General features: G+C 41.6%; 14 protein-coding genes. 12 read left to right on the top strand and 2 right to left on the bottom strand.

Annotated elements, in window-relative coordinates; translation table 11 throughout:
- Positions 1-11 precede the first annotated feature (11 nt).
- From TZ91_RS08450 to TZ91_RS08400, 11 genes are all read left to right on the top strand, one after another.
- Complete coding sequence (locus TZ91_RS08450) at positions 12-1,865, top strand: proline--tRNA ligase (RefSeq protein ID WP_033686271.1); 1,854 nt, start codon at positions 12-14, stop codon at positions 1,863-1,865.
- A 98-nt stretch (positions 1,866-1,963) separates the two neighbouring features.
- Complete coding sequence (gene bglA, locus TZ91_RS08445; RefSeq protein WP_000943534.1) at positions 1,964-3,343, top strand: 6-phospho-beta-glucosidase; 1,380 nt, start codon at positions 1,964-1,966, stop codon at positions 3,341-3,343.
- Between the two features lie 191 nt (positions 3,344-3,534).
- Complete coding sequence (glmS, locus tag TZ91_RS08440) at positions 3,535-5,343, top strand: glutamine--fructose-6-phosphate transaminase (isomerizing) (protein ID WP_033686273.1); 1,809 nt, start codon at positions 3,535-3,537, stop codon at positions 5,341-5,343.
- Between the two features lie 224 nt (positions 5,344-5,567).
- Positions 5,568-6,617 (top strand): LLM class flavin-dependent oxidoreductase, encoded by a 1,050-nt coding sequence (locus tag TZ91_RS08435; protein WP_033686275.1) that lies wholly within the window; start codon positions 5,568-5,570, stop codon positions 6,615-6,617.
- 220 nt (positions 6,618-6,837) lie between these two features.
- Positions 6,838-7,845 (top strand): uroporphyrinogen decarboxylase family protein, encoded by a 1,008-nt coding sequence (locus tag TZ91_RS08430; protein WP_080702815.1) that lies wholly within the window; start codon positions 6,838-6,840, stop codon positions 7,843-7,845.
- Between the two features lie 9 nt (positions 7,846-7,854).
- Positions 7,855-8,058 carry a hypothetical protein gene (locus TZ91_RS08425; protein WP_033678464.1) on the top strand — a complete coding sequence of 68 codons (204 nt, stop codon included), beginning with the start codon at positions 7,855-7,857 and terminating at the stop codon, positions 8,056-8,058.
- A 2-nt stretch (positions 8,059-8,060) separates the two neighbouring features.
- The gene (locus TZ91_RS08420; protein ID WP_033686283.1) at positions 8,061-9,074 is read left to right on the top strand and encodes a uroporphyrinogen decarboxylase family protein; all 1,014 of its coding nucleotides are present in this window, start codon (positions 8,061-8,063) and stop codon (positions 9,072-9,074) included.
- The gene (locus TZ91_RS08415; protein WP_033686284.1) at positions 9,071-9,949 is read left to right on the top strand and encodes a transporter substrate-binding domain-containing protein; all 879 of its coding nucleotides are present in this window, start codon (positions 9,071-9,073) and stop codon (positions 9,947-9,949) included. Before TZ91_RS08420 ends, TZ91_RS08415 begins: the two co-directional genes overlap by 4 nt.
- Before the next feature lie 33 nt (positions 9,950-9,982).
- On the top strand, positions 9,983-10,675 hold the full coding sequence (locus TZ91_RS08410; protein WP_004256697.1) for an amino acid ABC transporter permease: 693 nt from the start codon (positions 9,983-9,985) through the stop codon (positions 10,673-10,675).
- A 3-nt stretch (positions 10,676-10,678) separates the two neighbouring features.
- Positions 10,679-11,401 (top strand): amino acid ABC transporter permease, encoded by a 723-nt coding sequence (locus TZ91_RS08405; RefSeq protein ID WP_033686286.1) that lies wholly within the window; start codon positions 10,679-10,681, stop codon positions 11,399-11,401.
- Between the two features lie 9 nt (positions 11,402-11,410).
- On the top strand, positions 11,411-12,175 hold the full coding sequence (locus TZ91_RS08400) for an amino acid ABC transporter ATP-binding protein (protein ID WP_033686287.1): 765 nt from the start codon (positions 11,411-11,413) through the stop codon (positions 12,173-12,175).
- A 75-nt stretch (positions 12,176-12,250) separates the two neighbouring features.
- On the opposite strand, the gene TZ91_RS08395 is transcribed toward TZ91_RS08400, so the two are convergent.
- Positions 12,251-16,147, bottom strand: coding sequence for a pullulanase (locus tag TZ91_RS08395; RefSeq protein WP_033686289.1), 3,897 nt, complete (start codon positions 16,145-16,147; stop codon positions 12,251-12,253).
- A 114-nt stretch (positions 16,148-16,261) separates the two neighbouring features.
- Positions 16,262-17,740, bottom strand: a complete 1,479-nt coding sequence (locus tag TZ91_RS08390; protein WP_033686291.1) for an AcpB/EbpR/MafR family transcriptional regulator — start codon at positions 17,738-17,740, stop codon at positions 16,262-16,264.
- 482 nt (positions 17,741-18,222) lie between these two features.
- Here TZ91_RS08390 and rpoB point away from each other — a divergent pair, with 482 nt between their 5' ends.
- Entirely contained in the window at positions 18,223-21,828 is a 3,606-nt protein-coding gene (rpoB, locus tag TZ91_RS08385) for a DNA-directed RNA polymerase subunit beta (protein WP_033686293.1), read from the top strand.
- The last annotated feature ends 16 nt before the right edge of the window (positions 21,829-21,844 follow it).

The following is a 21,844-nucleotide window of genomic DNA, read 5'->3' as shown; positions in this document are numbered from 1 at the left end:
CGAGGAATATTATGAAACAAAGTAAAATGCCTATCCCAACGCTTCGCGAAATGCCAAGCGATGCTCAAGTTATCAGCCACGCTCTTATGTTGCGAGCTGGTTATGTTCGCCAAGTTTCAGCAGGCGTTTATTCTTACCTACCACTTGCTAACCGTGTGATTGAAAAAGCTAAAAACATCATGCGCCAAGAATTCGACAAGATTGGTGCCGTTGAGATGTTGGCTCCTGCCCTTCTTAGTGCAGAGTTGTGGCGCGAATCAGGTCGTTATGAAACTTATGGTGAAGACCTTTACAAACTAAAAAACCGTGAAAAATCAGACTTTATCCTAGGTCCAACTCACGAAGAAACCTTTACAGCTATTGTCCGTGATTCTGTTAAGTCTTACAAGCAATTGCCGCTTAACCTTTATCAAATCCAGCCTAAGTATCGTGATGAAAAACGCCCACGTAATGGACTACTCCGTACACGTGAGTTCATCATGAAGGATGCTTACAGCTTTCACGCTAACTATGATAGCTTGGACAGTGTTTACGATGAGTACAAGGCTGCTTATGAGCGTATTTTCACTCGTAGTGGTTTAGACTTCAAGGCTATCATTGGTGACGGTGGAGCCATGGGTGGTAAGGATAGCCAAGAATTTATGGCCATTACACCTGCTCGTACAGACCTTGACCGCTGGGTTGTCTTGGACAAGTCAGTTGCCTCATTTGATGAAATTCCTGCAGAAGTGCAAGAAGAAATCAAGGCAGAATTGCTTAAATGGATGGTTTCTGGTGAGGATACCATTGCTTACTCAAGTGAGTCTAGCTATGCGGCTAACTTGGAAATGGCAACAAACGAGTACAAACCAAGCAACCGTGTTGTCGCTGAAGAAGAAGTAACTCGTGTTGCAACACCAGATGTTAAATCAATTGATGAAGTGGCAACCTTCCTAAACGTCCCAGAAGAACAAACGATCAAAACCCTCTTCTACAAGGCAGATGGTGAGCTTGTTGCAGCCCTTCTAGTTGGGAATGACCAACTCAACGAAGTCAAGTTGAAAAACCATTTGGGAGCAGACTTCTTCGACGTTGCTAGCGAAGAAGAAGTAGCAAGTGTTGTTCAAGCAGGATTTGGTTCACTTGGACCAGTTGGTTTGCCAGAGAATGTTAAAATCATTGCAGACCGTAAGGTGCAAGATGTTCACAATGCAGTTGTCGGTGCTAACGAAGATGGCTACCACTTGACTGGTGTGAACCCAGGTCGTGATTTTACTGCAGAATATGTGGATATACGTGAAGTTCGTGAGGGTGAAATTTCCCCAGACGGGCAAGGAGTCCTTAACTTTGCGCGTGGTATCGAAATTGGTCACATCTTCAAACTCGGCACTCGCTATTCAGCAAGCATGGGAGCAGATGTTTTGGATGAAAATGGCCGTGCTGTGCCAATTATCATGGGATGTTACGGTATCGGTGTCAGTCGTCTCCTTTCAGCAGTGATGGAGCAACACGCTCGCCTCTTTGTTAACAAAACGCCAAAAGGTGAATACCGTTACGCTTGGGGAATCAACTTCCCTAAAGAATTGGCACCATTTGATGTGCACTTGATCACTGTCAATGTTAAGGATGAAGAAGCCCAGACTTTGACAGAAAAGCTTGAGGCAAGCTTGATGGGAGCTGGTTACGAAGTCTTGACGGATGACCGTAACGAACGTGTTGGAGTGAAATTCAGTGATAGCGACTTGATTGGATTGCCAATCCGTATCACTGTTGGTAAAAAAGCAGCCGATGGCATCGTAGAAGTGAAGATTAAAGCGACTGGTGATACCATCGAAGTTCATGCAGATAACGTGCTTGAAACGCTTGAAATCCTTAGCAAGAAATAAAAACTATAATCAGAAGAAAAACAAGGAAAAAATGTAACTAGTTTTTACCTTGTTTTTTCTGTATAATAGGAAAAATGAGTAGATAAAGAGGTAAATGTATGCTAAGATTTCCAAAGGATTTTGTCTGGGGATCCTCTACTTCTGGACCACAAACAGAAGGACGTGTAGCTGGTGACGGTAAGGGAGATAATCTCTGGGATTATTGGTACCAAGTGGAGCCAAATCGTTACTATAATGGAATTGGTCCAGATAAGACATCGACTTTTTATGAAAACTGGGAACAGGATATCGAGCTCTTGTTAGAAACTGGTCACACGGCCTTTCGAACTTCTATTCAGTGGTCACGGATTTTTCCACAAGGGAGTGGAAAAGTCAATTATCAGGGTGTAGATTTTTACCGTAAGGTTTTTGAGGCTATTAAGGCCAAAGGGATTCGTCTTTTAGTCAATCTTTATCATTTTGATTTGCCTTTTGTCCTTCAAGAGGATGGTGATGGTTGGGAAAATAAGGCGACTGTCTCAGCCTATGAAGACTATGCTCGTTTTTGTTTTGAGACTTATGGAGATTTAGTGGATCAATGGATTACCTTTAACGAGCCAATTGTTCCAGTAGAATTTGGATATTTTTACGATGCCCATTATCCACATAAGGTGGATGCAGAGGCAGCCGTTAAAGTAGCTTATCATACACAATTGGCCAGCAGTCGGGCGGTTAAGGCCTGTCATGAACTCTTGCCTGATTCCAAGATTGGGATTGTCCTCAACTTGACACCGGCTTATCCACGTAGCCAGCATCCTGCTGATGTCAAGGCTGCTCGCATTGCGGATCTTTTTCAGGCCCAATCTTTCTTAGATCCGTCTGTTTTGGGGACTTATCCACAGGAGTTGGTAGAAATCTTACATGAATACGGTCTCTTGCCTGATGCTACAGAGGAGGAGTTGAAGCTCATTCGTGACAATACAGTGGACTTCCTTGGTGTCAACTACTATCAACCTTTGCGTGTTATGGCGCCTCGATTTGCTAAGCATCCAGAGAGTCCACTCTTACCAGAACATTTTTACGAGCCTTATGTGATGCCTGGACGTAAAATCAATCCTCATCGTGGCTGGGAGATTTATGAGCAAGGGATTTATGATATTGCCCAAAATATCAAGGAAAATTATGGCAATATCGAGTGGATGTTGACTGAGAATGGCATGGGTGTTGAAGGGGAAGAAAAATTCCGTCAAGATGGAATGATTCAAGATGATTACCGTATTGACTTTGTAAAAGGTCATCTTCGTGAACTGCACCGTGCCATTGAAGATGGAGCCAACTGTAAGGGCTACTTGATTTGGACCTTTGTTGACTGCTGGTCATGGCTCAACAGTTATAAAAATCGCTATGGTTTGGTCGAATTAGACTTGGAAACGCAAGAACGTCGTCTGAAAAAATCAGGGCATTGGTTCAAGGAATTAAGCGATAATAATGGATTTTAAAAAGGACTCTGACTGATTATCCTAATTGGTCAGAGTTTTTTATTTATAAGAAGTTGATATGAACTATACCAATTTTTACTCTTGACAAGTGAAAGAAACAAGTATATACTGTTTTTGCTGATTCTATAAAAGAGGAATTAGACTATACCAATTTTAAGGAGAAAGCACAGCTGGTCTGTGTCGTATATACTATGTGTGGAATTGTTGGTGTTGTTGGGAACACAAATGCAACTGATATTTTGATTCAAGGACTTGAAAAGCTCGAATACCGTGGCTATGATTCTGCGGGGATTTTTGTTCTAGGTGGTGCTGAAAACCATCTAGTCAAGGCTGTTGGTCGTATAGCAGAATTGTCTGCCAAGACAGCTGGTGTTGAGGGAACAACTGGTATCGGACATACTCGTTGGGCGACTCACGGGAAACCAACGGAAGACAATGCTCACCCACACCGCTCTGAGACAGAACGTTTTGTTTTGGTGCACAATGGGGTGATTGAGAACTACCTTGAAATCAAGGAAGAATACCTTGCAGGTCACCACTTCAAAGGGCAAACAGATACGGAAATCGCCGTTCACTTGATTGGAAAATTTGCAGAAGAAGATAGCTTGTCAGTTCTTGAAGCCTTCAAAAAAGCTCTTCACATCATCCGTGGTTCTTATGCCTTTGCCTTGGTTGACTCACAAGATCCTGAAGTTATCTACGTAGCTAAGAATAAATCACCACTTTTGATTGGTCTTGGGGAAGGATATAACATGGTCTGCTCAGATGCTATGGCTATGATTCGTGAAACCAACCAATACATGGAAATTCATGACCAAGAGTTGGTAATCGTCAAGGCTGATAGTGTGGAAGTTCAAGACTATGATGGCAACAGTCGTGAACGTGCTAGCTATACTGCGGAACTTGACTTGTCTGATATCGGTAAGGGAACTTACCCTTACTACATGCTTAAGGAAATCGATGAGCAACCAACGGTTATGCGTAAACTCATCCAAGCCTACACAGATGAGGCTGGTCAAGTTGTCGTAGACCCAGCTATCATCCAGGCTGTTCAAGACGCAGACCGTATCTACATCCTTGCAGCTGGGACATCTTACCACGCAGGATTTGCTTCTAAGAAAATGTTGGAAGAATTGACGGATACACCAGTTGAACTTGGAATCTCTTCTGAGTGGGGCTACGGTATGCCGCTTCTCAGCAAGAAACCACTCTTCATTTTTATCAGCCAATCTGGTGAAACAGCGGATAGCCGTCAGGTTTTGGTCAAGGCTAATGAAATGGGAATCCCAAGTTTGACAGTGACAAATGTCCCAGGTTCAACCCTTTCACGTGAAGCCAACCATACCATGCTCCTTCATGCAGGTCCTGAAATTGCCGTGGCATCCACTAAAGCCTATACAGCACAAATCGCAGCCCTTGCCTTCCTAGCAAAAGCAGTCGGAGAAGCAAATGGAAATGCCAAAGCGAAAGCCTTTGATTTGGTTCATGAGTTGTCAATCGTAGCTCAGTCTATCGAATCAACTCTTTCAGAGAAAGAAACCATTGAAGCCAAGGTTCGTGAGCTTCTTGAAACAACTCGCAACGCCTTTTATATTGGGCGTGGTCAAGATTACTACGTAGCTATGGAAGCAAGCCTTAAACTCAAAGAGATTTCTTACATCCAATGTGAAGGCTTTGCGGCAGGAGAACTCAAGCATGGAACTATTGCCTTGATTGAAGAAGGAACGCCTGTCTTAGCCCTCTTGTCAGATCCAGTCCTTGCCAACCACACTCGTGGAAATATCCAAGAGGTGGCAGCCCGTGGTGCCAAAGTCCTCACTATCGCAGAAGAAAATGTTGCTAAAGAGACAGATGATATCGTCCTTACGACCGTACACCCTTACCTCTCACCAATCTCAATGGTTGTACCAACGCAATTAGTCGCTTACTTTGCAACCCTCCACCGTGGGCTTGATGTGGATAAACCACGTAACCTTGCTAAGTCAGTAACGGTAGAATAAGCTAAAAAAGTCTAGTTATCTAGGCTTTTTCTTGTGAGCAAATGGGTTGCTTGTACTCAAGATTCGTGTTATACTCTTCGAAAATCAAATTCAAACCACGTCAGCTTCACCTTGCCGTACTTAAGTACAGCCTGCGGCTAGCTTCCTAGTTTGCTCTTTGATTTTCATTGAGTGTTAGAATAATTTGTCAAAATGAAGGACCGAAATAGACAAGGAGAATTACTGTGGTAGAATTGGGAATTTCAACATTTGGGGAAACAACGGAGCTTGAAGGGACTGGGCAAACTTACAGTCATACCGAACGCATTCGTCAGTTGGTGGCAGAGATTGAGCTGGCTGATAAGGTTGGTTTGGATGTGTATGGTATTGGTGAGCACCATCGAGCAGATTTTGCAGTATCAGCTCCAGAGATTGTCCTGGCAGCTGGGGCAGTCAATACCAAGAAAATCCGTTTGACCAGTGCAGTCAGCATTCTCTCGAGCATGGACCCGATTCGTTTGTTCCAACAGTATGCCACTATCGATGCTTTGTCAAATGGACGTGCGGAGATTATGGCTGGAAGGGGCTCTTTCACGGAATCATTTCCCTTGTTTGGCTATGACTTGAAAGACTACGAAGCCCTCTTTGATGAGAAATTAGACTTGCTTCAGTTAGTCAATGAAAAGACCAAGCTAAACTGGCAAGGTCAATTGACCCAAACGATTTCTGGCAAAGAAGTCTATCCTCGTCCAGTTCAGGAAAAATTGTCCTTGTGGATAGCGACAGGTTGTCATGTTGAATCAACAGTGAAGATTGCTCAGGCAGGCTTACCGATTGTCTATGCTATTATTGGTGGCAATCCGCGTTATTTTAAAAAGTTGATTCAGGCTTATCGTGAGATTGGGAGCGAAGCGGGGCATGCCAGTCATGAACTAAAGGTTGGAGCCCATTCTTGGGGTTGGATTGCTGAAGATGGCGAGCAGGCGGTAAAAGATTATTTCCACCCGACCAAGCAAGTAGTGGATGCTATTTCCAAAGACCGTCCACACTGGCAGGAATTACGTTATGAACAATATTTGGAGCAAGTTGGGCCAAATGGTGCTATGTTTGTGGGCAATCCAGATCAGGTGGCCGAAAAATTGATTCGTATGATTGAAGACTTAGGTTTGGACCGCTTCATGCTCCATCTACCGCTTGGTTCCATGCCCCATGACCAGGTTCTGAGAGCTATTGAACTATTCGGAATGCAAGTGGCACCCAAAGTATGGGATTATTTTGCCATGAAAGAGGCCTAATAAAAAATCCTAATCAGGCTGATAAAAAATCTATATAACAACTATTTTAAAAAAGCAATAAACAGAAAAGAATCTCTGAAAAGCTAGTAAAATCAAGCTTTCCAGAGGTTTTTTTCTCTATTGATATAAACAATCTCAATCAAGTCGATAGTCAATATATATTGGGAAAAGGTCAAAAGGAGTGGTAAGATGGTTTCAATCCAAATGGAAGGAGAAAAGTATGACAAGTAAAAGAGAGCTAGTTTTTAAAGCCATCCGAGGAGAAGAGGTGGAACGAGTTCCTGTAGGCTTTTGGTTTCATTTTGTAACACTGGAGGAAAAAGGGCAAGGTTTAAATAACCCACGTATCTTTCAAAAAAGTGTAGAGGGACATCGGAAGTACGTTGAAAGAATTCATCCTGATTTTGTCAAAATGATGAGTGACGGATTTTTTATTTATCCAAGTAATGTCTACAGTCCTTTGGTTTCAAGTATTCAGGAGCTGGCTTCTATTGAGTCGATTGGTGAAAACCATCCTTGGATTCAGCAACAAGTAGAAGTGGTACAAGCTATTCGAGCAACCTTCACTGAGGACATTGCTTCATTCTACAATATCTTTTCTCCAATTTCCTACCTGAAAAGGTGGTTTCGTACAGAGACTTCTAGAGGTGATAAGGAGGTTGCAGATATTTTTCTTGAAAATCCAGAGTTATTCAGTGAAATTTTAGATGTGATAGCAGAGGATATCGCTATCCTAACTAAAAAAATCATTCAGGATAGTGGAGCAGATGGAATCTATCTCAGTACACAAGAAATTCAGGATGAGCGCATCACAGCAGAATTGTATCAGACCTATATCAAGCCAAGCAACATAAAGGTTTTAGAAGCTGCCAATCAGGTAGGTGGGGTAAATATCCTGCATATCTGCGGTTTCCAAGGTGCCAGTAACAATGTGACTATTTTCAAAGATTATCCAGCCCAGGTTTTCAATTGGGCAACCCACCATGAAGCAGTCAGTTTACCTCAAGGTCAGGAGCTATTTCATGGCAAAGCGGTCTTGGGTGGTTTTGAAAATGGGAAGCAGAGCATGCTTTATGGAGGTAGTAAGGCTAAACTACAAGAGGAAACCAAACGATTGTTGGCTGAAGCTGGGACTAGAGGGGTCCTTCTTGGAGCGGATTGCACAGTTCCAGATGACTTTGAATTAGAAAGATTGGACTGGATTCGTCAGGCTGCTATTTTAGAATAGGAGGACCTTATGAAAAGAAAAAAGTGGCTATTGGTAGGGATGGCCCTCGGCTTTGTCATCTTACTTGCGATCAGTCTTACAAAGGGACTGAATTGTAAGGAAGGTCCAAGATGTCACGGTATTCAGGATTTTCAGAAAGGAAGTCTTCCCTTTATTCAAATAAATGATATTGCCAGTGTTTTATTAGTTGAAAAAGAAAGAAATGGAGAATAAAGATGTCAGAAAAAAGAGAATGGGTTTTAAAAGCATTTAGAGGAGAAGTGGTTGACCGTGTACCTGTAGGTTTTTGGCACCACTTTACATCAGAAGAGGAATGGTTAAAGGGATTTTCCAATCCTGTGATTATTGAAAAGAACATACAAGGTCACAAACAATTTATCCGTGAACTAAATCCAGACTTTATCAAGTTGATGAGTGATGGCTATTTTGCTTATCCAAATCCAGTTATTGCCAAAGGGAAGTCACTCCAAGAGCTGGCGGAGATTCAACCTCTGGGTGAAGATCATCCGTGGATTAGAGAGCAGGTAGAATTAGTGAAGAAGATTAAGCAGGAGTTTACGGAGGACATTGTTGCTATTTACAATATTTTTGCGCCTGTGACCTACCTCAAATGGTTACTTGGAGAAGTGTCTGGTGGAGATGATCTCATTGCAGATTTCTTAGTTCAAGATTCTCAGAAATTGAAAAAAGTCCTTGATGTGATTGCGCAAGATATCGCTAGCTTGAGTCAAGCTATTATTAAAGATGCAGGAGCAGACGGTATTTATCTCAGTGTGCAAAGTATTCAGGATGCGCGTGTTTCTGCTGAAGCCTATCAGGAGATTATTGCACCGAGTGAACTGACTGTTTTAAAAGCGGCTAAGTCGGTTGGTGGGGTAAATATCCTTCATATCTGTGGCTATGAAGGAGCTCGAAACGATATTCATATCTTTGCCGACTATCCAGCTCATGTTTTTAACTGGGCAGTTGGTCCAGAAGGAATTAGCCTAAAAGAAGGTCGTGAGATTTTCAAGGGTCGTGCTGTTCTGGGAGGATTTGAAAACGGTAAAGATGGCCTTCTTTATCGAGGCAGTAAGGAAGAAATTCAAGCTGAAACCAAACGATTGGTAGAAGAAACAGGAAAAGAGGGCTTCATACTTGGAGCAGATTGTACCATTCCGAGTGATATTGCAGTGGAGCGTATCCAGTGGGTGAGAGAGGCATTGGCTAAACAAAGGAGAAGAATATGAGTAAGAAAACATGGATTATTGGTGGAGTTGCAGTTGTGGCAGTTCTTGGAGCAACGATTGTTGGTAGAACTTTGGCGGGAGCATCTGCTAAAGGTGCAGATGCAGCTTCATCTGGACAAGTAACAACTTTAAAAGTTGCCCATACTCAAAACTATGTCCCTTATGATTTTATTGACGAAAAAGGGGAATCAGATGGTTATGAAGTCGCTGTTTTAAAGGCAGTTGATGAGAAATTAGCAGATTATAAATTTGAGTATACTGGAACTAGTGATGATGATCTCTTGATTGGACTTGAGTCTGGCAAGTACGATATTGGAACTAAAGGTGCTTGGTATACAGATGAACGGGCTAAGAAATTCATTATTCCATCTGAGCCAGTAGGAGCCAGCATTATTGGTTTTACTGTTAGAAAAGAAGATGAAGCCAAATATAAGAATATTGATGATTTTGCCAAAAACAAAGGTAAATTAGTACCCATCTCTCCTCAAAATGCCCAGTGGAATGTAATTAACAGCTATAATGAGAAACACAAGGATACACCAATTGAGTTGACAGCTGCTGAATCATTCAAGGTGGCAGATGCTTATGCTTGGGTTTTAGAAGGACGTTACGATGCCTTCTTTGATATCAAGTTGTCTTTTGAAAAAGCAGTGACAGCAGAGGATGGTTCTTACCACCAATATGCGGACAAACTTAGCTGGTTCCCTTATAAAGGAATCCCAACCTATCCATTGATTCACCGTGATGAAAAGGGCGAGAAGTTTGCTAAAGAGTATGAAAAAGCTATTAAAGAATTAAAAGAAGACGGCACTCTAGCTAAACTTTCTCAAAAATACTTTAAAGAAGATGTCTTTAGTTACGTTGATAAAGATTAGATAAGCAAGCAGGCATGTTAGAAAGAGGTTTACATGGTTTCATATGATTTTTCAAGAGTGTTCCAATTTTTACCCACCTTATGGCAGGCTCTTCCTATGACCTTGTCCATTCTCTTTTTTACTACAATTCTTGGTTCCCTTTTCGGTGGCTTATTGGCTTGGGCTCAAGTGGGAGAAGATAAGACTTTTGCAGGTCTTTCTAAGGGCTATATTTTCACTCTTCGCTGTACTCCCCCCATTGTCTTACTGTTTTTAGTTTTTTATGGTTTACCTGAATTTTTAAAATGGTGGCTGAATTTAGATATCAACAACTGGTCTAAGACGGTCTTCGTCTTATTCACCATGGTCTTGCTATTTGCGGCTATCATTGCAGAAGTATTTAAGGCGTCTTATCAGGCAATCCCCAAAGGTCAGATGGAGGCTGGAGTCAGTATTGGTCTGACACCCAGTCAGACATTTTGGAGAATCATTTTTCCTCAGGCTTTTCAAGTGGCTCTTCCAAATATGACGACCGCTATTCTAAATTTGATGCGGGATGCTGCCCTAGCATATACGATTGGTTTTGTAGATGTCATGGGGGCTGGGAATCTCTTAATCAGTCGTAATTTGGGGAATTACTCTCTTGAAACCTATACAGCGGTTGCCATTCTTTATTGGGGTGTAGCCTTGGCTGTTTCCTTCTTGAGTCGCTTGTTAGAAAAATCTTTGGAAACGAAAGGGAGATAGGATATGGATTTAGACTATATTGCAAAAACCTTTTTAGAGACCTTAAAAGGGGTACCGACCACCTTGATTATCATGATTGTAGCCATGGTCTTAAGTTTTCTACCAGCCTTGTTTTTAGCTCTGGGACAAATATATAAAGTCAAAGGTGTTCGAACTTTCTCTCTCGTGTATCTAGCTTTTATAAGAGCAACACCTCCGATTTTGCTGATTCTTTTCTTTTATAGTTTGTTTCCGAGTTTGCTCAATCAATTTCTCAAAAGCATAGGAAGTGATGTTGATATCTTTAAACTCAATCCGATCTATTATGCTTTTATTATCTATAGTTTGATGACGACAGGTAGTTTATCAGAAATCTTACGTTCGGCTATTTTGACTGTGGATAAGGGACAATTAGAAGCTGCACAAGCGATTGGCTTAACCACTAGTCAAGCTTATGTGAGGATTATTTTTCCACAGGCCTTGCGATCAGCCCTGCCCAATCTGGCTAATCTAGTTATAAATATTGTAAAAGGAACCTCTTTGGTCTTTGTGATGACCATTAAGGATATTACAGCTATTGCCCGTGTTGAAGCATCTTATGGTTATCAGTATTTTGAATCCTATTTTGTGATCTTTTTACAGTACATTCTTATTTGCGGATTGATTCAATGGGGCTTTTCAATCTTAGAGAAACGCTATATTCGAAGAGAACAGGGACAAGTGGTGCCCCGTACAGGTTTAGCATAGGAGGAGACAATGTTACAAGTAGAACATGTTGCAAAAAAATTTGGAGACAGACAAGTCCTAGAAGATGTTAATCTCAAGGTCAACCAAGGGGATGTGGTTGTAATATTGGGGCCATCTGGATCAGGTAAAACGACTTTTCTCAGATGTCTCAATCATTTAGAAAAAGCCGATAGTGGCTCTTTGAAGCTTGCTGATAAAGAATACGATCTTGGCAAATTGACCAAAAAAGATATTTTAGAAATTCGCCAGAAGACTGCCTTTGTTTTTCAACATTATAATTTATTTGCTAATAAAACGGCCTTGGAAAATATTTTGGAGGGCTTGATTATTGCGCGAAAAATTCCTAAGGAAGAAGCAACCAAACGTGCGGAAGCTGCCTTAGAAAAAGTTGGTTTACTAGCTTATAAAGATTACTATCCCTCTCAGCTTTCTGGAGGCCAGCAACAACGAATCGGCATTGCGCGTGCCATCGCTGTGAAACCAGAGGTCATTTTATTAGATGAGCCAACGTCAGCCTTGGATCCAGAGTTGGTAGGGGATGTTTTAGATGTTTTAAAACAGTTAGCTAAAGAAGGAGTTACTATGGTAGTAGTGACACATGAGATGGGTTTTGCTAGAGATGTAGCCAATCATGTCATTTTTATGGATGGCGGGAAAATTGTTGAAGAAAATAATGCCCATGATTTCTTTAGTCGCCCACAGGAAGAACGAACCAAGCAATTTTTGGCACGAATTCTTTCGGATGCGACCTATAGTGTAGAATATATGATTTGATAGATAGGCTTATCAGGGCAAAAATCAATCCCCCGAGCGTTAAGGCTTGGGGGATTGTTCTATAGGAGGGCTAGTTTAGTTCTCTTTTTTGTTTTTTAGTAAGAAACCGAGACCTAGAAGGGTGAGGAGACTAATTCCTGCAAACAGGAGTTTGTGATCGTTTTTGGTTCCTGTATTTGGAAGTTCAGCTTGTTTAGCTAGGGGGGCAGGTTTATTTTCCTTGCTAGAGTTTTCTACCGATTCGTTTTGAACCGCCTCTTTTACAGATGATGCTTGTGCTTCTTGTGTTGGTTGTGAAGTTTGTGAATCAGTTGTAGCTTGGCTAGGTTTATTTTCCGCATCGGCTACTTTTGCATCTGGTTTTGCAGAATCAGGTTTAGTTTGTGGAGCTGGAGTTTGCTGTTCCGGTTTGACTACTCGGTTTGGAATATTGTCTTGGATATTATATTGCCCTTGTTCTTGTTTTAAGCTAGAAAGGTCAAATTCTGGTTTTTCTTCCACAGCTGGGGCAACGATGGCACCACCTTGAGAGACTCGAAGAACAGTAGCTGTAAGGGCATTTAATTTCAAGCCTTTTTCAGTCCACTCAAGTCCTTTAGGGTTGGCAATTCCTACTGGTCCTGCTTGGTTTTCATCTGCCAAAACTTCAGCATTTCTGAGGTGGGCAAAGGCAGTTCCCAAATTAAATTCGCGAGCTTTTTCATCCGCATTGACAAAGACTGCGTAGATATCACCGTTTGGAGCAGTGATTTGGTAGCCAATTACCACGTCCTCTTTTGCCACACCATTTTGGCCTGGAACAGTGATGAGGTGGACACGGTCTTTGATATCTTGGAGACTCTTAAGTCGGAAGGCATCTGTAGATTGACGAAGGGCAATCAAACCTTTCATATAGTCACGGCTCTTGACATTTTCAGGATATGCTTTTCTATCTGTAGCCTTAGTCCAGTCAAACTTGTTAATAGCATCACTCGAATCGTAAGAGTCATGGATGAAGTAAGGATAGTCAAATGGATTGCCATCCTTATCACGCAACAAGTGAGATTTGTTTGGAACCTTATCCTCCGCTACTGGAGTCTTGTAGGCTGGGTCACGGAATTGTTTGGTGCGACCATATTCCTGACCAGAGTGAATAAATGGAGTTCCTTGAGCTGTCAAAACCATGAGATTTCCAAGTCGCAAACGACGATGAATTTCAGCATAGTTTTCAGCCTTGCTTGGGTCTTTTTTGATAGACTGGGCAATGATGTCAAAGAGGGTCAAGTTATCATGGGCTGCGATATACTGGATAACATCTCCAGGACTATCAGCTTCAAAGTTGGTTGGCTGAGCAATGAGATTTTTAAAAATAGTGTTGATATCACGCTTGCCACCTGTGATAAAGGCAGGTTGACCTTCGTTTGGATAACCAGACTTGAGGTTGTTACGAATGTCATCTGAAAAGACAGCGACTGTATCGGTATGTTTCATCCAATCTTGGTCAGCAGCTTTAGTAGGCATGTTCTCATCACCGGCATAGGTTCTCCAACCTTCACCAAGCATGATTAAGTGTGGATTGAGGGCGCGTGCGGCCTTGTACGCTTCTTCAATAGAAGCTGCATCATGGTCTCCCATCATATCGAAGCGGAATCCATCCACTTTGTAGGTATCAACTAGATATTTGATAGAGTCAACTAGGAGTCGTTTGGTCATATGGTGGGTTGTCCCCAAGCGTCCACCACCAAAGCTAGTGCGAGGTGTCCCATCAGCATCCATAAAGTGGTAGTAGTTTGGCTCTAAATCTTCAAAGATATCGACCTTGGCTGTATGGTTATACACTACATCTAGGATAGCTCCCATACCACGTTTGTGGATCTCGTTGATGAGGTTTTTAAATTCTGCGATTCGTTTTTCTGGATTTTTAGGATCGCTTGAATACATACCAGTCAAGGAGAAGTAGTTTTGAGGATCATATCCCCAGTTATAGTTGCTGTTGCTTGAAGCATAGTCAGACAAGCGTTCATGGTTTTTCAATTCATTGACAAAGTAGTAAGACAAGACTGGAAGGAGCTGGATGTGGGTTACACCCAAGTCTTTGAGATAGTCTAGTTTTTCAATAAATGCTTCAAAGGTACCAAATGGTTTGGTTAAGTCTTTTGCAATGGCAGGATCTGAAGTAAAGTCACGCACATGAGCTTCGTAGATAACGGCATCTTCACGAGTCTTGAAATTGTGAATCTTACCATAAGTCAAGTCTTGAGGTCCGAGTTTGGCTGGATCTACAAAGGCGGCTTTAGCCACTTTATGGGCATCGTCAATCTTAGCATCGTCACTATTCCAAGCAGCGAGGGACTTAGCGTAAGGATCGAGTGCAAGAACAGTTTTACCTTGACGTTCGATTTGGTATTGATAATAGTATCCAGTGAAATCTGTGATTCCGAGTTTGTTTGTGCTATCTAGAGTTTGTTTCCAAGTTCCTCTTTCCCCTTTTTCAAGAGCGACAGTTCCAACCACTTTTTCAGGGTTATTCTTGTCGTAGACAACGACAGAAACCTTGTCAGCACTTGGTGACCAAAGGGTTAAATCAACTTGTTTTCCTTCTTCTTTTAGGTCAGCTCCAAGTTTGCCATCATAACTGTAAGTCTCATCTTTCAGACGCCAGCTTGTTTTGGTAGTGAATTGGTCAGCGTTGTAGCTCACGGTATAAGGATGTTTTGTGTCCGAGAAATCTCCACTGTAGGTCACTTTCTTACCAGCTTCATCGATTGCAACATCGGTGATAGCTACTTTATTTCCTAGGTGATTAGTGATGTTGGAGTGTTTGAGGATATCCTCTTTTTTAGCACCGACAAGTGTTGAAAAACTACTCTCAATGCTAGAAGTGCCTACGTGTTGGGCTCCTGTCATGCGGATATCGTGCACATAGTAGGGGTTGGTGTAGATGGTTTCGTCATCATCTTTTAGGAAAATTTGGCTATGATTTTTTAAATCTGTGAACTTATAATCTTCTTTACGGATTTTCACATCGTCTCCTTGTTTGTTTCTGTCTAGTAATAAAAATCCAAGGTCTTTAGCTGCATCTTTGAGTGGAATATCGATATAGCGACCATATTTGCCTGTAGCCGTAAAATCTGTTCCGTTAGGCCATTCACCACTACTTGGATTTTTCACATCTCCCCAGTACCAGAGAGATTTCTTGTCATAGTTGCCATCTGTACGGTAGTAGTTGACGCGAATAGTTCCTGCAGGTTGTGGCTCGTAAGAGAAAACCTTGTGTTCTTGGTCCAACCAAGCCTCATTCATATTTGGTGCCAGTTTTTCTATCGATTTATCGCCGGTTAGATTTTTCCCAGCTGTATTATTGATGAGGAAGCTAATTTTCTTGGCTTGTTCTCCCTTTAATTTGACATCTAGGTAGTAGCCATAGTCATCTTTTTTGGCATCCTTAAAGGACAAGGCTCCGTTAGGCCAGTTTTCAGATGGTTTTTCAACATCGTCCCAAGTCCATAGTCCTTGAGCATCCTTGTTTTCTTCAGGAAGCTTTTTGACATGGATACGGAAGTAGTTGTCTTCTATTGGTTCTTCTGCCTTAGTTTCAGTCGTTACTGGACTCGTAGAAGTAGTTGGTTCACTTGAACGATCTTGTCCGGTTTGTGGGGCTGAATCGGCTGGTGTTGTAGCAGGAGTGGGTACCTCTGTTGCAGCTTTTTCTTCTTTTTTCTCTAGGGAAGCGTTTGCACTATCAGGTGAAGAAAAATCGCTTTCGTTCTTGCCAGCGATGTTTGTTGCATCAGTAAGAGGTTGAGTAAGGGAGGTTGTATTTCTGTTGCTGGGTTCGTTAGTGGTTGGTGTATTTTCGTTTGCTGAGATAGTTGGTGTAGCCATGGCAAGCAGAATAAGGCTTGCTCCAATAAGGACAGAACCAGTTCCATTTTTGAGGGAGCGGATGCTGTAAACCATTTTTTTCTCAGTTTGAGATGGTATTTTTCTCATAATGATTCTCCAATCAATAAATTTCTATCATCAGTATAGCACTTAGTAAAATAAGATGCAAGCGTTTTCCTAAAATTAAAATAAAAGAAAAAATCGCAACAAATTTTGTTACGATTAAGCCAGTCTTTCTTTATGAATTTGAGAAGCAAGAAGGTGAAGGTGATGAAATAATTCTGAAGTAGAGAAGTTACGATTGTAGATAAGTGGTTTAGGAGAGTTGGTGACAGGAAAGGTAGTGATAATAATATCGTGAGGAATTTGATTGAGAATTGAGAATGAAATCGTAGATTCTTCCCAAGAATCAAAGAGATAGAGATTATTGCCGTAGTGAGCAAGGGTGTCGATAAGGTTTTGTGCGTGATGACTATCCAAATGACTAATGACTAAAACACGTATTTTGGGAAGTTTTTGAAGTAATTGGACTAAAATTCGTTGCCCTTGGATAGAAAAGGTGTAGACAAGTTCTTGTAGCTTACTTGGGTGATTTTCTAGCCCCATTTCAGTCAGGTAAGATTGGAATTTGTGTTGACTTACTTCAAATAGTTTTGGAAATTCTACTTGATAACTGCTTAAAATTTGGGATTTCTGTCTGTCGAGAGACTGGTTACTGAGTAAATGAAAGAAATCAGATTGGGCAGTGTAGTGGAGGAGCCAAATCAATTCCTCGCGATTTTCAATCTGTAGGTGAAATTCTTTAGCTAGTTCTTCTAGAATTTGGCTCAATAAACGATAAGATTTTTGGATATGATGAATATTACCCAGTGCTCCATTGCTAGGATTGTTTATGATTTGAGGAGACTTTACTGGATTTGAAAATAGCTGTTCTAGCGTCTCCTTTTTCGGTTCAAAATGAAGTTTTTTAGCCAGCTTTTTGATATCTTGTTCAAACTGGGTAATCTGCATGAGGGTGCTGTAGTGACTGGTTAAAAGAGGAGTAGGATTTTCAATCAAATGCCCCTTATTAAAGCGCTCCATATTGATAGCTAGAGTATATTTGATTTGTCGTAAACTACTGAGGTTGGGTGAAACTTGTTGGGCGTCCAAAAATAGCTGAATCAAGTGAGTGAGTGATTCTTCAGAAATAGAAGGGAAGGGCCAATCCAGAAAACTGTAACTTTGGCTAAAGTAGTCTAGATAAAAGGCACGAATATCCTCTTCTGCTCCCTCCAAGACTAAAGGAGAAAGTTGGATGTTGACGCTATAGTGTTGTGGAAGTTTAGTGTTGATACGATGAATGATTTCCTCAATCTGCTCTTGATTAGTGGAAAGTACCTGACATATTTGCTCAAGCGATTGCCCCTCTTTGAAAAATAACTGGTTCAAAAAAGAATAGGTCTCAGATTGTTTAAGAATCGCAATCCTGGGATCTAAGGTGTTTTGGAAGTCAAACTGCAATTGAATGCCTTTTTTTCTTGATTGAAGCAGGAGGTTAGGAAACAATTGCTCAAGCTTAAAAAGGTGTTCTTGCAATTTTTCTATTGAAAAATTCAGCTTCTCAGCCAAGACGGACAATTCTATCCAATCATGGCGTTTGGTTAATTCTTCCAATAAGAATAGCAAGTCTTGTTCAGTTTTAGACAGCAAGATATTCATCATAAACCTCCATATATATTTATACATATATATTAAAAGAAAAGCCTAGTAAAGTCAAGAAAAACAGCCTATGATAAAATAGGAAAATCGTAATTTACCATATTTTTATGAACTACTAAGCTGAAAATGAAGTTTGCAAAGCGATTATTGAATTTAATTTTTTATAGGAAAAGATTTTGTCAAAAATTCGTCAATCCCCTTGAAAAATCTAGCTAAATAGGGTATAATATGAATAATCATTTGTCGTAGGTTTTGTCTGAAATATTGTCCAGACAAGGCTCACAGCAGTTAAATCTTCTGAAAAAGTCAGATTTAGCTGCTCTTTTTGTGCTTTTTTTCAGGATTTCGCGTGTTTGTAACAAAGACTTAAAGATTCTGAAAATTCATCAAGAGGACACGGTGATAGGGGTTTTTAAAACCATATGACGATTAGAAAAGCCTGATTGACAAGGCTTGGAACTTATTTACAAAGGAGAATCATCTTGGCAGGACATGACGTTCAATACGGGAAACATCGTACCCGTCGTAGTTTTTCAAGAATCAAAGAAGTTCTTGACTTACCAAATTTGATTGAAATTCAAACTGACTCATTCAAAGATTTCCTAGACCATGGTCTGAAGGAAGTGTTTGAAGATGTATTGCCAATTTCAAACTTCACAGACACAATGGAGTTGGAATTTGTTGGATATGAAATCAAGGAACCAAAATATACGCTAGAAGAAGCTCGTATTCACGATGCTAGCTACTCAGCACCAATTTTTGTAACCTTCCGCTTGATCAATAAAGAAACAGGCGAAATCAAAACCCAAGAAGTTTTCTTTGGTGATTTCCCAATCATGACTGAAATGGGTACTTTCATCATCAATGGTGGTGAACGTATCATCGTATCTCAGTTGGTCCGCTCACCAGGTGTTTACTTTAACGATAAAGTTGATAAAAACGGTAAAGTGGGCTACGGTTCAACTGTTATCCCTAACCGTGGAGCTTGGTTGGAACTTGAAAGCGACTCAAAAGATATCGCCTACACTCGTATCGACCGTACTCGTAAGATTCCATTTACGACATTGGTTCGTGCGCTTGGTTTCTCAGGTGATGATGAAATCTTTGATATCTTTGGTGATAGCGAATTGGTTCGCAACACTGTTGAAAAAGATATCCACAAGAACCCAATGGACTCTCGTACAGACGAAGCCTTGAAAGAAATTTACGAACGCCTTCGTCCAGGTGAGCCTAAGACTGCTGAAAGCTCACGTAGCTTGCTTGTAGCTCGTTTCTTTGACCCACGTCGTTATGACTTGGCAGCTGTCGGTCGTTACAAAATCAATAAAAAACTCAATGTTAAAACACGTTTGCTTAACCAAACTATTGCTGAGCCATTGGTAGACTCTGAAACAGGAGAAATCTTGGTAGAAGCTGGAACAATCATGACTCGTAGTGTGATTGAAAGCATTGAAAGTTATTTGGATGGTGATTTGAACAAGATTGTTTACATTCCAAATGATGCAGCTGTTGTGACTGAGCCAGTTGTTCTTCAAAAATTCAAGGTTGTTGCTCCAACTGATCCAGACCGTGTTGTAACGATCATCGGTAATGCTAATCCAGATGACAAGGTTCGTATCGTCACTCCTGCAGATATCCTTGCTGAGATGAGTTACTTCCTCAACTTGGCTGAAGGACTTGGCCGTGTAGATGATATTGACCACCTTGGAAACCGTCGTATCCGTGCGGTTGGTGAATTGCTTGCCAACCAAGTACGTCTTGGACTTTCTCGTATGGAACGTAATGTCCGTGAACGTATGTCTGTTCAAGATAACGAAGTCTTGACACCGCAACAAATTATCAATATTCGTCCTGTAACAGCTGCGGTTAAAGAATTCTTTGGTTCATCACAGTTGTCACAGTTCATGGACCAACACAACCCACTTTCTGAGTTGTCTCACAAACGCCGTTTGTCAGCCTTAGGGCCTGGTGGTTTGACACGTGACCGCGCTGGATATGAAGTACGTGACGTGCACTACACTCACTACGGCCGTATGTGTCCAATCGAGACACCTGAAGGACCTAACATCGGTTTGATTAATAACTTGTCATCTTACGGACATTTGAACAAGTATGGTTTTGTTCAAACACCATACCGTAAGGTTGACCGTGAAACAGGTGTTGTTACGAACGAAATCGTTTGGTTGACAGCCGATGAAGAAGATGAATTTACTGTAGCACAGGCTAATTCTCGTCTGAATGAAGATGGAACATTTGCTGAGAAAGTTGTCATGGGTCGTCACCAAGGGGTCAACCAAGAGTATCCAGCTAATGTTGTTGACTACATGGACGTATCACCAAAACAGGTAGTTGCCGTTGCGACAGCATGTATTCCTTTCTTGGAAAACGATGACTCCAACCGTGCCCTCATGGGAGCCAACATGCAACGTCAGGCTGTGCCATTGATTAATCCAAAAGCACCTTACGTTGGTACTGGTATGGAATACCAAGCAGCCCACGATTCAGGAGCTGCTGTGATTGCTCAGTATGACGGCAAAGTTACCTATGCAGATGCTGACAAGGTAGAAGTTCGTCGTGAAGATGGTTCATTGGACGTTTACCACATCCAAAAATTCCGTCGTTCAAACTCAGGTACTGCTTACAACCAACGCACTCTCGTAAAAGTTGGCGATGTCGTTGAAAAAGGCGATTTCATTGCTGACGGACCTTCTATGGAAAATGGAGAAATGGCGCTTGGACAAAACCCAATCGTTGCCTACATGACTTGGGAAGGTTACAACTTCGAGGATGCTGTTATCATGAGCGAACGCTTGGTGAAAGACGATGTCTACACATCTGTTCACCTTGAAGAATACGAATCAGAAACACGCGATACAAAGCTTGGGCCTGAAGAAATCACTCGTGAAATTCCAAACGTTGGTGAAGATGCCCTTAAAGACCTTGACGAAATGGGTATTATCCGTATCGGTGCTGAGGTTAAAGAAGGTGATATCCTTGTAGGTAAAGTAACACCTAAGGGTGAGAAAGACCTTTCAGCTGAAGAACGTCTCTTGCACGCTATTTTCGGAGATAAATCTCGTGAAGTGCGTGATACTTCTCTTCGTGTACCACACGGTGCTGATGGTGTCGTTCGTGATGTTAAGATCTTTACACGTGCAAATGGAGATGAATTGCAATCAGGTGTTAATATGCTGGTTCGCGTCTACATCGCTCAAAAACGTAAGATCAAGGTCGGAGATAAGATGGCCGGACGTCACGGAAATAAAGGGGTTGTCTCTCGTATCGTTCCTGTAGAAGACATGCCTTACCTTCCAGATGGAACTCCAGTCGATATCATGTTGAACCCACTTGGGGTGCCATCACGTATGAATATCGGTCAGGTTATGGAGCTTCACCTTGGTATGGCTGCTCGTACTCTTGGTATTCACATCGCAACACCAGTCTTTGACGGAGCAAGTTCTGAAGACCTTTGGTCAACTGTTAAAGAAGCAGGTATGGATAGCGATGCCAAAACGATCCTTTACGATGGACGTACTGGTGAACCATTTGATAACCGTGTTTCTGTCGGAGTCATGTACATGATCAAACTCCACCACATGGTTGATGATAAATTGCACGCGCGTTCAGTCGGACCTTACTCAACCGTTACCCAACAACCACTCGGAGGTAAAGCTCAGTTTGGTGGACAACGTTTCGGTGAGATGGAGGTTTGGGCTCTTGAAGCCTACGGTGCCTCAAATGTCCTCCAAGAAATCTTGACTTACAAGTCTGACGATATCAACGGACGTTTGAAAGCTTATGAAGCCATTACAAAAGGAAAACCAATTCCAAAACCAGGTGTTCCAGAATCCTTCCGAGTTCTTGTCAAAGAATTGCAATCTCTTGGTCTTGACATGCGTGTCCTAGACGAAGATGACCAAGAAGTGGAACTTCGCGACTTGGATGAAGGAATGGACGAAGATGTCATCCACGTAGATGACCTTGAAAAAGCCCGCGAAAAAGCAGCACAAGAGGCTAAAGCAGCCTTTGAAGCTGAAGAAGCTGAGAAAGCAACAAAAGCGGAAGCAACAGAAGAAGCTGCTGAATAAGAATAAGCAGTTCACT

The sequence above is a fragment of the Streptococcus mitis genome, from assembly GCF_000960025.1.
GTDB lineage: Bacteria > Bacillota > Bacilli > Lactobacillales > Streptococcaceae > Streptococcus > Streptococcus mitis_DH.
This window is presented reverse-complemented; position numbering and strand designations above follow the sequence as displayed.

Bases quoted from the DNA above. Each gene is read 5' to 3' on its own strand.
- TZ91_RS08450 (WP_033686271.1), top strand. From the start codon at position 12: ATGAAACAAAGTAAAATGCCTATCCCAACGCTTCGCGAAATGCCAAGC.
- bglA (WP_000943534.1), top strand. From the start codon at position 1,964: ATGCTAAGATTTCCAAAGGATTTTGTCTGGGGATCCTCTACTTCTGGA.
- glmS (WP_033686273.1), top strand. From the start codon at position 3,535: ATGTGTGGAATTGTTGGTGTTGTTGGGAACACAAATGCAACTGATATT.
- TZ91_RS08430 (WP_080702815.1), top strand. From the start codon at position 6,838: ATGACAAGTAAAAGAGAGCTAGTTTTTAAAGCCATCCGAGGAGAAGAG.
- TZ91_RS08425 (WP_033678464.1), top strand. From the start codon at position 7,855: ATGAAAAGAAAAAAGTGGCTATTGGTAGGGATGGCCCTCGGCTTTGTC.
- TZ91_RS08420 (WP_033686283.1), top strand. From the start codon at position 8,061: ATGTCAGAAAAAAGAGAATGGGTTTTAAAAGCATTTAGAGGAGAAGTG.
- TZ91_RS08415 (WP_033686284.1), top strand. From the start codon at position 9,071: ATGAGTAAGAAAACATGGATTATTGGTGGAGTTGCAGTTGTGGCAGTT.
- TZ91_RS08410 (WP_004256697.1), top strand. From the start codon at position 9,983: ATGGTTTCATATGATTTTTCAAGAGTGTTCCAATTTTTACCCACCTTA.
- TZ91_RS08405 (WP_033686286.1), top strand. From the start codon at position 10,679: ATGGATTTAGACTATATTGCAAAAACCTTTTTAGAGACCTTAAAAGGG.
- TZ91_RS08400 (WP_033686287.1), top strand. From the start codon at position 11,411: ATGTTACAAGTAGAACATGTTGCAAAAAAATTTGGAGACAGACAAGTC.
- TZ91_RS08395 (WP_033686289.1), bottom strand. From the start codon at position 16,147: ATGAGAAAAATACCATCTCAAACTGAGAAAAAAATGGTTTACAGCATC.
- TZ91_RS08390 (WP_033686291.1), bottom strand. From the start codon at position 17,740: ATGAATATCTTGCTGTCTAAAACTGAACAAGACTTGCTATTCTTATTG.